14 protein-coding genes are annotated in these 13,817 nt (G+C 47.7%); 10 read left to right on the forward strand and 4 right to left on the reverse strand.

The features are described 5' to 3' along the window. Positions 1–45: 45 nt before the first annotated feature. The 7 genes from H3S94_RS04165 to mnhG all read left to right on the forward strand — a co-directional run bounded on the left by H3S94_RS04165 (position 46) and on the right by mnhG (position 6,837). Positions 46–504, forward strand: a complete 459-nt coding sequence (locus tag H3S94_RS04165) for a BA14K family protein (protein WP_077994309.1) — start codon at positions 46–48, stop codon at positions 502–504. 215 nt (positions 505–719) lie between these two features. Next, complete coding sequence (locus H3S94_RS04170) at positions 720–3,641, forward strand: monovalent cation/H+ antiporter subunit A (protein WP_198240358.1); 2,922 nt, start codon at positions 720–722, stop codon at positions 3,639–3,641. Next, the gene (locus H3S94_RS04175) at positions 3,641–3,982 is read left to right on the forward strand and encodes a Na+/H+ antiporter subunit C (RefSeq protein WP_077994306.1); all 342 of its coding nucleotides are present in this window, start codon (positions 3,641–3,643) and stop codon (positions 3,980–3,982) included. Before H3S94_RS04170 ends, H3S94_RS04175 begins: the two co-directional genes overlap by 1 nt. Continuing rightward, complete coding sequence (locus tag H3S94_RS04180) at positions 3,979–5,658, forward strand: monovalent cation/H+ antiporter subunit D (protein ID WP_210327966.1); 1,680 nt, start codon at positions 3,979–3,981, stop codon at positions 5,656–5,658. Before H3S94_RS04175 ends, H3S94_RS04180 begins: the two co-directional genes overlap by 4 nt. Then, complete coding sequence (locus tag H3S94_RS04185) at positions 5,655–6,146, forward strand: Na+/H+ antiporter subunit E (protein WP_198230378.1); 492 nt, start codon at positions 5,655–5,657, stop codon at positions 6,144–6,146. Before H3S94_RS04180 ends, H3S94_RS04185 begins: the two co-directional genes overlap by 4 nt. Further along, entirely contained in the window at positions 6,143–6,424 is a 282-nt protein-coding gene (locus H3S94_RS04190) for a K+/H+ antiporter subunit F (protein WP_077994303.1), read from the forward strand. The genes H3S94_RS04185 and H3S94_RS04190 overlap by 4 nt, the downstream gene beginning before the upstream one ends. After that, positions 6,421–6,837 carry a monovalent cation/H(+) antiporter subunit G gene (gene mnhG, locus H3S94_RS04195; protein WP_075869468.1) on the forward strand — a complete coding sequence of 139 codons (417 nt, stop codon included), beginning with the start codon at positions 6,421–6,423 and terminating at the stop codon, positions 6,835–6,837. The genes H3S94_RS04190 and mnhG overlap by 4 nt, the downstream gene beginning before the upstream one ends. 245 nt (positions 6,838–7,082) lie before the next feature. On the opposite strand, the gene H3S94_RS04200 is transcribed toward mnhG, so the two are convergent. Both H3S94_RS04200 and hisC read right to left on the reverse strand, forming a co-directional pair. Continuing rightward, positions 7,083–8,027: a prephenate/arogenate dehydrogenase family protein gene (locus tag H3S94_RS04200; RefSeq protein WP_198230377.1), complete on the reverse strand. Its 945-nt coding sequence runs from the start codon at positions 8,025–8,027 to the stop codon at positions 7,083–7,085. A gap of 4 nt (positions 8,028–8,031) precedes the next feature. Beyond that, the gene (gene hisC, locus H3S94_RS04205) at positions 8,032–9,138 is read right to left on the reverse strand and encodes a histidinol-phosphate transaminase (RefSeq protein ID WP_198230376.1); all 1,107 of its coding nucleotides are present in this window, start codon (positions 9,136–9,138) and stop codon (positions 8,032–8,034) included. Positions 9,139–9,271: 133 nt separating this feature from the next. Between hisC and H3S94_RS04210 the strand changes: the two genes are divergently transcribed. From H3S94_RS04210 to H3S94_RS04220, 3 genes are read left to right on the forward strand one after another with little or no spacing between them, the layout of a single operon-like run. Next, positions 9,272–10,456: a homoserine O-acetyltransferase gene (locus H3S94_RS04210; protein ID WP_198230375.1), complete on the forward strand. Its 1,185-nt coding sequence runs from the start codon at positions 9,272–9,274 to the stop codon at positions 10,454–10,456. After that, complete coding sequence (gene metW, locus H3S94_RS04215) at positions 10,453–11,085, forward strand: methionine biosynthesis protein MetW (RefSeq protein WP_077994298.1); 633 nt, start codon at positions 10,453–10,455, stop codon at positions 11,083–11,085. The genes H3S94_RS04210 and metW overlap by 4 nt, the downstream gene beginning before the upstream one ends. Beyond that, positions 11,082–12,077 (forward strand): phosphotransferase enzyme family protein, encoded by a 996-nt coding sequence (locus tag H3S94_RS04220; RefSeq protein WP_198230374.1) that lies wholly within the window; start codon positions 11,082–11,084, stop codon positions 12,075–12,077. The genes metW and H3S94_RS04220 overlap by 4 nt, the downstream gene beginning before the upstream one ends. Here H3S94_RS04220 and modC read toward each other — a convergent pair. Together modC and modB are read right to left on the reverse strand one after the other, a co-directional pair. Continuing rightward, positions 12,040–13,131 (reverse strand): molybdenum ABC transporter ATP-binding protein, encoded by a 1,092-nt coding sequence (gene modC, locus H3S94_RS04225; RefSeq protein ID WP_198230373.1) that lies wholly within the window; start codon positions 13,129–13,131, stop codon positions 12,040–12,042. The genes H3S94_RS04220 and modC overlap by 38 nt on opposite strands. After that, on the reverse strand, positions 13,128–13,814 hold the full coding sequence (gene modB, locus H3S94_RS04230) for a molybdate ABC transporter permease subunit (RefSeq protein ID WP_077973323.1): 687 nt from the start codon (positions 13,812–13,814) through the stop codon (positions 13,128–13,130). The genes modC and modB overlap by 4 nt, the downstream gene beginning before the upstream one ends. Positions 13,815–13,817: the final 3 nt, after the last annotated feature.

Raw genomic sequence — 13,817 nt, forward strand, 5'->3', positions numbered from 1 at the left:
GATGTCTGCTATAGTCCTCATGTGTCGTTCTGGGAAGGATTCTTAATGCCTAAAATCAATAAATCTTTTTGTTTTTTTGTTGGACTGCCATTGGTCGGATTGGTTACAGTTTTTTCCACATTGGCGGCCGACTTTGATGGAAACATTGCAGTTGCACAAAACTCCAGAACAACCGAACCTGCAGCCGTAACCAGCCAGAGCCGTGGCGAATTGAACGGTTTCAAAGGCTATCGTCACCATCGTACCGGTTATAAAAAACATACAGATGGCTGGTGGTATCCGGAAGCAGCATTTGAGCCCGGAGCACATGCCGATAGCAGCAATGTAAAACTTAAAAAAACGCCACAAAAATCCAAAAAAGAAGATGACAAGCCATGGCTTATCAAAAACCATGTCGATTTTTGCTCGTCAAAATATAAATCTTATACAAGTTCCGACAACAGTTACCAGCCTTTTGACGGCCCGCGAAAACAATGTGTATCGCGTTATTACAGCCCGAAATGAAAATCGTCCGGTTGATGGAAATCGGGCTTTATAAACTCCCCATTCCGGTGAAATGAAGAAATTTAAAAAAAACGACAAATTTTTCCCGATTAAGCTTTTGAAAAGGCTTGCGTTATATGCTTGAAACCATCCAATATAAAACTCAGGTGATACCGATTCATTTCCGGTGACCTATATAGAAACGAGGCCCCGAAAAAGAGGATGGTTTATAGATAATGACAACACGGGAAGCAATCTTGATATTGCTGGTAATACTTCCCTTTGTCGGTAGTGCCATTATCGGTTTTTTTCGTTCTACAGCAAAAAACAATGAAGCATGGTTTGTCGGTGCGATTGCGCTTATGGCACTGTTTTGTACCATCATGCTTTATCCGACCATTTCAGCCGACAATGTTATAAGATTGGATATTGTCTGGTTGCCGCAATGGGGGTTGAATTTCACCTTACGGATGGATGGTTTTTCCTGGTTGTTTTCGGTTCTTATAACGGGTATCGGCCTGCTCGTTGTTGTCTATGCCCGTTATTATATGAATCCGGCCGACCCCGTGCCGCGGTTTTTTTCATTCCTGCTTGCCTTTATGGGGTCGATGCTCGGAATGGTATTGTCGGGCAACATTGTTCTCCTCGTTGTCTTCTGGGAACTCACCAGTATTTTCTCGTTTCTTTTGATCGGCTACTGGTATCATAACGCAAGTGCGCGTGACGGCGCACGCATGGCTCTGACGGTGACAGGGTTTGGCGGCTTTGCGCTTCTTGTCGGGATGTTGATTATCGGTCACATTGTCGGCAGCTATGATCTCGATGTGGTGTTGAAGTCGGGGGCACTCATCAAGGCAAGTCCGCTTTATATTCCGGCACTTGTCTGTGTGCTTCTCGGAGCATTGACAAAAAGCGCGCAATTTCCGTTCCATTTCTGGCTTCCTAATGCAATGGCCGCGCCAACGCCGGTTTCTGCCTATCTTCATTCGGCAACAATGGTCAAAGCCGGTGTGTTTCTTATGGTGCGGTTCTGGCCGGTACTGGCGGGAACAGAAGCATGGTTCTGGATTATCGGCCTTTGCGGTTTGATTACGCTTTTGATCGGTGCCTATTTTGCTATGTTCCAACAAGACCTTAAAGGTCTGCTTGCCTATTCGACAATCAGCCATCTGGGGTTGATAACCACGCTTTTAAGTCTTGCAAGCCCGCTTGCTTGCGTTGCAGCAATTTTTCATACCGTCAACCATGCCATCTTCAAGGCATCGTTATTTATGGCTGCGGGCATTATCGACCACGAAACGGGAACCCGCGATATGCGCAAATTATCGGGGCTTTTCCGCTATATGCCGTTTACCGGAACGCTGGCGCTGGTTGCAAGCGCTGCCATGGCAGGTGTGCCGCTTCTCAACGGCTTCATATCGAAGGAAATGTTTTTTGCCGAAGCTGTTGAAGTCCATCTGGAATCCTGGCTCGACAAGATTACACCCTATCTTGCAACGCTGGCGGGATTGTTGAGTGTTACCTATTCGGTACGTTTTATTCATGGGGTGTTTTTTGGCGGAAAACCGCATGATTTGCCAAAAACTCCACACGAACCACCGCATTTCATGCGTTTTCCTATCGAATTATTGGTGTTTTTGTGCCTTCTCATCGGTATATTTCCGGAATTTGCTATCGGTGGCATTTTGGGAACAGCCGTCCATTCGGTATTGGGGGCAGAAACGCCACATTATGATCTCGCTCTCTGGCATGGTTTCAATACGCCGCTTGTCATGAGCCTCATTGCTTTGATAGGCGGGCTCATACTTTATATTCTCACGCGCAAATATCTGAAATCCTGTGAAGGTGGCCCGCCATTTTTCAGACATTTGAAAGGGCAGCGTATTTTTGAACGCGTATTGGTAACAATATCATGGAAATGGGCGCGTTCGGCGGAAGCTTTTCTTTCTACCCGTCGCCTGCAAGTTGAAGTGCGCTGGATTATCCTTGCGCCAATCGTTGCACTCTTGTTGTTGATTGCCGGAAATCAATGGATTGATGCGGGAGCATTGCCGCTTTTCCCGCTTGATCTGCCATTTTTAATAATCTGGTTGATCGGTGGTGTTTGCGCAATATTGGTTGCATGGCAGGCAAAATTCCACCGCTTCGCTTCGTTGATACTTCTGGGTGTCACGGGGCTTATGACATGTGCCACATTCTTGTGGCTTTCCGCCCCCGACCTTGCCTTGACACAACTGGTTGTGGAGGTTGTCACAACAGTTCTTCTGCTTTTGGGGCTTAGATGGTTGCCCAAACGCTTGCAGGCTCCTGACCCTATACCGGATGGTTTTAGACCTTGGTTGCGAAGAGGCCGCGACTTCCTTATCGCTGTTGCAGGCGGGGGCGGGCTTGCGTGGCTTTCCTATTGTGTGATGACGCGCCCGCAGGGCGCAACGATTTCCGACTTTTTCCTCACCCATTCCTATGCGGATGCCGGTGGGCGCAATGTCGTCAATGTGCTTCTCGTGGATTTCCGTGGCTTTGATACGATGGGCGAAATAACGGTGCTTGGTATTGTGGCGCTCACCGTTTTTGCCCTGCTGCGTCGCTTCCGTCCGGCCGTTGAAAGTATCGAGGCCCCCACACAACAACGGGTTCAGTCAGCTTTTGACGAGGCAAGACCCGATCGCGAGGTCGGAGACACAGTTTCCGATTATCTTGTTATTCCGCGCATCATCATGCATTGGCTGTTTCCGGTTATTATGGCCTTTGCCGTCTATTTGTTCATGCGCGGGCATGATTTGCCGGGTGGCGGTTTTGCCGGCGGTGTCACCATGGCCATCGGATTTATTTTACAATATGTGGCATCGGGAACGCGGTGGGTGGAAAGTCATCTGACAGTTTTACCACTGCGCTGGATCGGTTTCGGTATTCTTCTGGCATTGGTAACCGGTATCGGTTCGTGGTTTTTCGGCTATCCGTTTCTTACCTCCTATTTTCAATATACGAAGATTCCGTTTATCGGAAAAATGCCGACAGCCAGCGCTATGGCATTCGACCTCGGTGTTTTTTCACTGGTGGTCGGTGCAACCGTGCTGATGCTCATCGCAATAGCCCACCAATCAATCCGGCATTATCGTGTTGGTAAACGCACAATCCGTAAAGAGGAGGAACGCTGATGGAAATTGTTCTTTCTTTGGGGATTGGTGTGCTTGCCGGTTCAGGAATCTGGCTCGTTTTGCGGCCAAGAACCTATCAGGTCATTCTAGGGCTTTCACTTATTTCCTATGCGGTCAATCTGTTTATTTTTTCGATGGCGCGTCCCCGCTCGAACGCAGCACCGATTGTTGACCCCTCCAATCCTGTCAATCCGGCAAATTATGCCGATCCGATACCGCAAGCGCTGGTTCTTACAGCCATTGTGATCGGTTTTGCGACAACCGCATTGTTTCTTGTTATTCTGCTGGTTTCACGCGGTCTAACCGGTTCGGACCATGTCGATGGAAGGGAAAATAAATGATAGAAAATTTTCTCCAACATCTCGTTATTTTGCCCATCCTCCTTCCTATTGCGACTGCGGCACTTCTCCTTTTTTATGATGAAAGACGCCGCAAACTCAAATTATGGATAAGCCTTTCGTCGATAGGGCTTCTCATTCTTGTTTCTATCGGGTTGATCGGGCGCGCTATTGATTTTTCACCTGAAGCAGAGGTTTATAACCTCGGAAATTGGCAAGCGCCTTTCGGAATAGTTCTGGTGCTCGACCGGTTAAGTGCGGCGATGGTTTTTCTGGCAAGCATTCTTGCGGCAGCTTCATTGGTTTTTTCGGCTGCCCATTGGCATAAAGCCGGTCCGCACTTCCATTCTCTCATGCAATTCATGATTGCCGGTGTAAACGGCGCTTTCCTGACCGGAGACCTGTTCAATCTTTTTGTGTTCTTTGAAGTTATGTTGACAGCATCCTATGGGCTTGCCCTTCACGGTAGCGGGCAGGCGAGGGTGCGCGCCGGTATGCATTATGTGGTGGTCAATCTTATTGCCTCTTCGTTTTTTCTGATCGGCGCAGCACTCATTTATGGTGTTTGCGGAACATTGAATATGGCCGATCTTGCCTTGAAACTCCAAACTCTCAAATCGGCCGATCGTATTATTTTCGAGTCCGGCGCGGCAATTCTCGGCATTGCCTTTCTGGTCAAGGCCGGCATGTGGCCACTCAACTTCTGGCTGACACCGACTTATAGTGCTGCGGCGGCACCGGTTGGAGCAACATTTGCTATTTTAAGCAAGGTCGGCATTTACGTTGTTTTGCGCCTTACATTACTGGTTTTCGGAACGGATGGCGGAACTTTAAGCGGTTTTGGCAATGACATATTGTTTTATGGCGGCCTTGCAACTTTGATATTCGGCTTTATCGGCGTGCTCGCAAGTCAGGCTCTGGGAAGACTTGCTTCTTATAGCGTTCTGGTGTCGTCGGGAACACTGCTTGCCGCTATCGGAACCGGCAATGCTTCACTTACCGCTGGTGCGCTTTTTTATATTGTTTCCTCCACTTTGTCTCTTGCGGCATTTTTTCTGTTGGTCGAGCTTGTCGAACGCACTCAGGACACAGCAGCCAATGTTCTTGCGGTAACAATGGAAGTTTACGGCGAAGACGAGGAAGATGAAGAGGATGAAGTCGGCACTTATCTTCCGGCAACGCTTGCAATTTTGGGTGCATGTTTCGGAATAACGGCCATTCTCATTATCGGTATGCCGCCATTTTCGGGGTTTGTCGCAAAATTCATGATGATTACCGGTGTTTTCAATCCGGACGGGTTGAATGGCGATGGTTACCAACCTAGCGCGCGGGATTGGACTTTTGTTGCTCTTCTCATTTTTTCCGGTTTTGCCGCACTTATCGCTATGACAAGAACCGGTATCCGCACTTTCTGGGCTTCGATTGAAGGTAAAGTGCCACGCGTACAAGTGATAGAATTTGCTCCCGTTGCAGGTTTGCTCGGCTTGTGTCTTCTATTGACCATTGCTGCCGGTCCGGTTGCCGATTATATGGGACAGACTGCCAGAGAATTGCATCATCCGCAAAATTATATCGGCAGTGTTTTGCCACAAAAAACAGTCACAGCAAGCCGGATCTCGTCAGAAGAAATAACGGCGGGGTTTATTGATAAGGTTGAAGTTGAAAGGGGTATGGAATGACCCGCATAATCCCCTATCCTTTGTTGACCTTGTCGCTTCTTCTCATGTGGATGATTTTGAACGGCTTTACCTTGGGGCAGGGCGTCATCGGTATTGTCGTTGGCATTGCGGGCGGGTTTTTAATTCGGCTTTTAAAACCGCAGAAGGTGCACATCCATAATTGGAGTTCTGTTATAAAGCTGTTTTTCCGTGTTACGCTGGATATTGTGAAATCGAATTATGATGTTGCCCTCTATGTGCTTTTTAACGGAACAAAACGGAAAAAATCAGGCTTTATAACGGTTCCGCTGGCACTCAAAAATCGCACAGGACTGGCTGTTTTATCCTGTATTATGACGGCAACGCCGGGGACTGCCTGGATAGCCTATCACAGCAAGGAAAGCAGTCTTCTTGTCCATATTCTCGATTTTGATATGGATGATGAAAATTATTGGAGAGATTTCATTAAAAACCGTTATGAAAGTCTGCTTCTGGAGATATTCCAATGAGTATTGTTATTCTTTATTGGGGCATCAATATTTCGCAACTGTTTCTGGGATTAGCAATGATATTGTCGTTCATACGGCTTGCACGCGGTCCCCGTGCACAGGACAGAATTTTGGGGCTTGATGCACTCTACACAGCGACATTGATGTTATTTGTCACCTTCGGCATGCGTACCGGCACGACAATCTATTTCGATTCCGCATTGGTTATCGGCCTTTTGGGATTTGTTTCAAGTTCGGCTTTGGCGAAATTTCTGATGCGCGGGGAAGTGATCGAATGATTGAAGACTTTCCTCTTTGGCTTTCTATTGTCATTGTGTTTTTCCTGCTTTTAGGCTCAGGGCTGACATTGATCGGCGCCATCGGTCTTAATCGTGCAAAAAGCTTTTATGAACGTTTACATATGCCAACGCTTGGAACAAGCTGGGGTGTCAGTGGCATTATCATTGCCTCGATCATCTATTCAACGGTAAGCGGTCACAAACTCATTTCCCATTCTATATTGCTTGCCATATTTATTATCGTAACAACACCTGTCACACTCATGTTGTTATCGCGGGCAGCTATGCAGCGCGATCAATCCTCCAATTCAACCGAATTGCCGGAGAAAATGCGCTATCAAAAGATCGACGATAGTTTGCCGACGCCGCAAGAGCTTCTTGAAAAAACGCCGAGCCTTGATGATTTCAAGTAAATTGTGAAACGTGCAGTCATATATTGTTCGGGCAAATGCCGAAGCAATTATCCCGCATGATTGATAATGTGACTACCTGATTGTGGCTTAAAAAAAACCGGCGAATGTTTTGCGCCACATGCCCTTCAATTCTATCGCCGGAAAAGCCGCAATCCTATATCCGGACAATAGAAAATCGAATTATGGAAAAGAATGCAAAGAAGCGCATCTGGTTCTGTTCAAATGCGCTCCCTTTTCAAAATGGGTTATTTTTTCAGATCTTCGGGGTGTTTGCGGGCAACCTGACGACCAAAATCGGGTGCGTCGACTTCCTGTCCCGCATCAATAATGCCGCGTCTTACGGCACGTGTACGCGTGAAAAGGTCAAACAGAGCCTGCCCATCTCCCCAGCGGATTGCGCGTTGGAGCGAAGCAAGGTCTTCACTGAAACGTCCGAGCATTTCAATAATAGCGTCTTTATTGTTCAGGCAGATGTCGCGCCACATTGTCGGATCGGAAGAGGCAAGACGGGTAAAATCGCGAAAACCGGAAGCCGAATAGGCAATAACTTCGGAATTGGTGACTTTTTCAAGGTCGCTTGCCGTGCCGACAATGTTATAGGCAATAAGATGTGGCAGATGCGATGTGATTGCCAGAACCAGATCGTGATGTTCGGGGTCCATTCTGTCAACTTTTGCACCACAGGCTTCCCAGAATTCGGTCAATTTGGCGATTGCTTTTTCATCCGTATCGGGAAGCGGTGTCAAAATGCACCAGCGATTGATGAAAAGGTCGGCAAAACCGGCATCGGGACCGGAAAATTCTGTACCGGCAATAGGGTGACCGGGGATAAAAATAACATTATCTGGCAGTTCCGGTTTCATCTGGCGAATAACCGAAGCTTTGGTAGAACCGACATCGGTAACAATGGCACCGGGTTTTAGATGTGGTGCAATTTCTTTTGCGACCTGACCGGATGAACCGACCGGCACCGAAACAATAACGAGATCGGCATCTTCAACCGCTTTGCCATTGTCGGTGGTATAGCTGTCACCCAGTTTGAGTTCGCGTGCCCGCTCAAGCGTTGTGCCTGTGCGGGTGGAAATGGCAATAAGATCGGCCAATTTTTTTTCACGGATAACACGGGCAAGAGAAGAGCCGATAAGGCCGATACCGATAAGGGCGATTTTTTTAAATTTCACTTCAGACATTTTTCTACTTCAAAAAATTTTTCAATGTGGCGACAACGCCGCGATTTGCTTCTTCGGATCCAATGGAAAGGCGCAACGCGTTCGGAAATCCGTATCCGGTAACGCGGCGCAAAATATACCCGTTGGATTTCAGATAATCATCAGCCAGAGCAGCCGATTTTTCCTTGTCTGCCGGAAAATGGATGAGCAGAAAATTGGTGACAGAAGGCGTAACCTTGAGCCCCAAAGCCTCGATTTCATGTGTGAGCCAGGAACGCCATTTTGAATTATAGGCTATCGCATTCCGGATATAGGCACGGTCACGAAAAGCAACACTTGCAGCAGCCTGTGCCGGAACACTGACATTGAAAGCTCCACGAATACGGTTGACCGCATCAATGACATGAAGAGGCGCATACATCCACCCCACACGCAAACCGGCAAGTCCGTAGATTTTGGAAAATGTGCGCGTCATGACAACATTTTCATTGGCCGAAACAAGTTCGACGCCGGTATCGTAATCATCCTCGGTAACAAATTCGGCATAGGCACCGTCAAGAACTAAAAGTACATTTTTAGGTAGCCCCGCATGAAGTCTTTTGACCTCGGTTGCTGTCAGATAAGTGCCCGTCGGATTACCGGGATTGGCGATAAATACGATTTTTGTTCTTTCTGTTACTGCGGCAAGAATAGCGTCAATGTCAATGCGGCAGTCTTTTTCTTTCACAATAACAGGTTTTGCGCCGGTCCCTCTGATTTGTATCTCGTAAACGCTAAAGCCGTGTTCGGTCATGATTCCTTCATCACCGGCTGTAAGATAGGTATTGGATAAAAGACCTAACAAATCATCCGAACCGTTTCCCGCCATCAAATTGCTTCTTGCAAGCCCTGTCACTTCGGAAATGGCTTCAAGAAGGGGTGTGGCCGAACCATCCGGATAGAGTTCAAGATGTGCTGCGGCCTGACGATAAGCATCAATCGCTGCAGGACAGGGGCCAAGCGGCGACTCATTGGAAGAAAGTTTGAAAACTTTTCTTGTATTTTCGGTCTCGCTTGATCCGGGAACGTAAGCTGCAATATCCAGAATACCTTTTCTAGGCTGTGGACGGTCAACAAGAACATCTTTTTTCATCGATATTTATCCGGTCTGGTAGTTTAATATTTTAGGAAATACCCTTGCTTTCATCGGAAGTCGAGAGAAATTCTTGACATTTGTCAGAGGAGGCGACTAGCTATTCTTTTTCTTTCAAGACGGTGCAACCGACATGACACAAATAAAATCGTCCGGAAAATCTTCCGGCGCGAAAAATTCCCAAGCCGATTTTCCTGACAGTAAAGTAGCGCTGTTCGGGCAAGACGAGCCGCTACAGCTTGATAGCGGCGTTGTTTTATCGCCTTTCCAGATTGCCTATCAGGACTATGGCACATTGAATGAAGACAAAAGCAACGCCATTTTAATCTGCCATGCCCTCACTGGCGACCAGCATGTTGCCAATACCCATCCGGTAACCGGAAAGCCCGGTTGGTGGGATATATTGGTGGGGCCTGGTAAAATTATTGATACCGAACGCTATTATGTAATCTGTTCCAATGTGTTAGGGGGGTGCCTCGGCTCGACCGGTCCGGCATCGAAAAATCCGAAAACGGGAAAACCCTATGCACTCGATTTTCCTGTCATCACGATAGGCGATATGGTGCGCGCGCAGGCAATGCTTGTCGAAAAACTGGGAATCAAGACATTGTTTTGTGTGGTTGGTGGTTCCATGGGCGGAATGCAGGCATTGCAATGGGCTGCAGCCTATAAGGAAAAAGTGTTTTCATCTGTCATTCTTGCAACCGGCGCGCGCCATTCGGCACAAAATATCGCTTTTGATGAAATTGGCAGACAAGCCGTTATGGCCGATCCCAACTGGTTGGGCGGGCGGTATCTCGAAGCGGGAAAACGCCCGACAAAAGGCTTGGCAGTTGCCAGAATGACAGCCCATGTGACCTATCTTTCGGAAGCAGCACTCCATCGTAAATTCGGGCGGAATTTACAAAATAGAGATCAGATAACATTCGGTTTCGATGCCGATTTCCAGATTGAAAGCTATTTGCGTCATCAGGGGATGACATTTGTCGAGCGCTTTGATGCCAATAGCTATCTTTATTTGACGCGTGCGATGGATTATTTCGATCTTGAAGCCGAATATGGCGGCCATCTGGCAGACGCTTTCAAGGGTTCGCGCGGGCGGTTTTTTGTTGCTTCGTTTTCCAGTGACTGGCTGTTTACCACCGCACAATGCCGTACCTTTGTGCACGCACTCAACGCTGCCGGAGCGCGGGTTTCATTCGTTGAAATCAAAACCGACAAAGGCCATGACGCTTTTCTGCTTGATGAACCGGTGATGTTTTCTGCCATTCACAGTTTCCTGACAGCGGCTGCAGAACAGAGGGGATTGACGGCATGAACGAGGATGAAGAATTGTTGTCGGCGTTAAAATCCCGTACCGATTTTGAAGTAATCGCCAATTTTATCAGGCCGGGGGCGCGTGTTCTTGATGTCGGTTGCGGCGATGGCAGTTTGCTTTATCTGTTGCAAACGCGGCGCAATGTCGATGGACGCGGTGTCGAATTGTCGCAACAGGGTGTTGACCAATGTTTGCTTAAAGGTCTCTCGGTCATTCAGGGAGATGCCGATAGCGATCTTATCTATTATCCTGATTCCGGCTTCGACTATGTTGTTCTGTCACAAACCTTGCAGGCAACGCGCAATCCGAAAGCTGTGCTTGAACAACTTTTGCGCATCGGCGAGAGGGCCGTTGTCTCGATTCCCAATTTCGGTTATTGGCGCGCCCGCGCACATCTGCTTTTTCTCGGTCGTATGCCGGTTACCAAAGAGCTTCCCTATAGCTGGTATGATACGCCGAATATCCATTTCTGTACGATTGAGGATTTTGTCGATCTGGTCAATGAAATAGGGGCAAAAATAGAAGAAGCGGTGGTGTTGAACCGGCAGGGAAAACCCGTCAAACGCAAATTGCCTTTGGGAGCCTGGAATTTGTTCGGGCAGCAGGCAGTGTTTCTGTTACATAGATGATGATGAAAGCCGAAAACGATCTTCCGACTTTGGTAAGGGATCATCTTGCTTGTTGGGATATTCCAGATAGCGCCCGCATCGACCTTCTTACCATATCGGAAAATGCGACTTTTCGGGTAACGTTCGGGAACGAGACGAGAATTATACGGGTTTATCGGCCTTCCTATCATCAAAATGATGAAATTTTATCCGAACTCCTTTGGCTTCAGGCAATCGAGCAATCCGGCATTGTGACCGTTCCACATCTTTTCGTTTCCCGTTTTGGTCAATTGTTTGTCGAAGCGGGCATTTTCAGGCTTGCCTGTTTTTCTTTTATAAGCGGTCATGAACCGCAGGCGGATGACAGACTTGTGCGCCGGTTTTTTGAACTTGGTAAAATTTCCGCCAAATTGCATCAACAATCTATAAATTGGGTAAGGCCGGAAAGGTTCAATCGTAAACATTGGACTTATGAAACAATGATCGGCCCGAATGCTATCTGGGGAGATTGGCGAAAGGCCGAAAATCTTCAGCCCGCTGACCGTGAAATTCTTGAAAATTGCGATAGAATGCTTGAATTTTTTTCTTCAACTTTTCCGAAAGATAAAGCCCATTACGGTCTTATCCATGGCGATTTGCGGCTTGCAAATCTGTTGATTGATGGCGAAAACCTTGCCGCGATCGATTTTGATGATTGCGGCTTTTCATGGTTCGGACTGGATCTTGCCAATTCTTTGAGCTTTATTGAAGATAATCCATTTGTACCAAGCTATATCAGTGCATGGCTTCAAGGCTATGGAGAAGTGATGCCGGTAAACCGGGAAATGGCAGATATGATTGTCCACCTCGTCATGATGCGCCGTTTGCAACTGACGGCTTGGCTTGAAACGCACAATCAAACGCCAACAGCTGAAAAACTTCGCAAAACTTTTTTGAAAGGCACGGTTGAACTTGCGCGAATCTATCTTGAAAAAGTTAGCCCTCTTGCTGGTCGATCAGGGCAACGCCTTTAATTTGGGCATAAACGTCCATTCCTTCTTTAAGCCCTAATATTTGCCATGAATGGCGTGTGAGGCGTGAAAGAAAATGCGCTCCCTCTCCATTGCCACCCAATTCCAGTTTGACCAGAACTTCAAAATGCCCCTGTTCCCGCATTGTCAGAATACGCGCCGGCATCACATTGAGGATCGAGCTTTTCAGCGGTTTTTCGACAGCAAGGCTCACATCATTGGCAGCAATGCGAATGCGCATTTTTTTCCCCCCTACAAAAGGTGCGGACGGGGCAATGAACGTGCCGCCCGGTACATCCACTTCGACAAGGCCGGTATGTTCGTTATAGGATTTGACATAGCCGTCAAGATTGACAGCGGCTTCGCGAGTATTGGCAAGCGGCAGATCAGGATTTGCTTCGATTTCTCTCAAACTGCCGGAGGCAATAACTTTGCCACTATCCATCAAAACCAATGTGTCGGCCAACCGTTCGACTTCGTAAATATCATGGGTGATATAAATGATCGGCATTGAAAGACGGTCACGCAGACCAATCAGAAAGGGAAGGATTTCATCTCTCGACCGTTTGTCGAGTGCCGATAGCGGTTCATCCATAAGGAGAATCTTGGGATGCGACAAGAGTGCGCGGCCAATCGCTACACGTTGACGTTCACCACCGGAGAGATTGTGGGGTGCCCGATCGATAAGGTGGGCAATATTCAAAAATTCCACCACTTCGTCGAATGTCGGCGAGAGATTGTTTTCGCCTTTCGCCATAGCAAAGGTAAGGTTCTTTCTGACAGACAAATGCGGAAACAAACTGGCTTCCTGAAAAACATAGCCGAGGGGACGTTTATAAACAGGAACGAAACCGGTTTCGTTCTGCCAGCATTCATTGCCGATTTCGACTTTTCCTGAAAACCGGTTAAGTCCGGCAATGCCGCGTAAAACAGAAGTTTTCCCGCATCCGGAAGGGCCGTAAAGCGCAATGACGCCGCGAAGCGGGGCATGAAATGAACAATCGAGCGTAAAATTGCCCAGTGTCCCTTTAAGATCGACAGAAATAGTTTCACTCATAATGTTCGCGCCTGCATGAATTTTTGCAAGAGTGAAACAGTAAGAATGATGCAGAATGAAAAGATAACCATAATGATTGATAAAACATTGGCTTCATGCATTTGACCGGCTTCGACATAGCTCATAATGGTGGTCGAGATCACGGCCGTCTTGCCGGGCAGGTTTCCACCAATCATCTGCACAACACCGAATTCGCCCACTGTATGGGCAAAGCCCAAAACAGCGGCAGTCATAAAACCGGGGCTCGCAATCGGAAGCGCTACTTTCCAGAATGCTTTCCAGGGCGAAGCACGCAACGTTGCTGCGACCTCCATCGGCCGCTTTCCCATAGCCTCGAATGAATTGCGGATGGGTTGAACAACAAAAGGCATGGAATAAATGACCGAGCCGATGACCAGCCCTTCAAAAGTGAAGGCAAATTTATCCATGCCGAACCATGGTGCAATAAAGCCACCCGGTCCATTAGGCCCCAGAAATACCAGAAGATAAAAGCCCAGAACCGTTGGTGGTAAAACCAAAGGTATGGAGATAATGGACGCGACGATTTCTTTTCCATAAGTTTTGGATCGCGACAGCCACAAAGCAATCGGCGTTCCGATAGCCATCAGAAAAAATGTGGTTACCGTCGCCAATTCGGCCGTAAGCTTGATCGCGGTCCATGTCTCATTGGAAAGAAGCATCATGCT

The sequence above is a fragment of the Bartonella sp. B10834G3 genome (genome assembly GCF_016102505.1).
Taxonomy (GTDB): Bacteria; Pseudomonadota; Alphaproteobacteria; order Rhizobiales; family Rhizobiaceae; genus Bartonella; species Bartonella choladocola.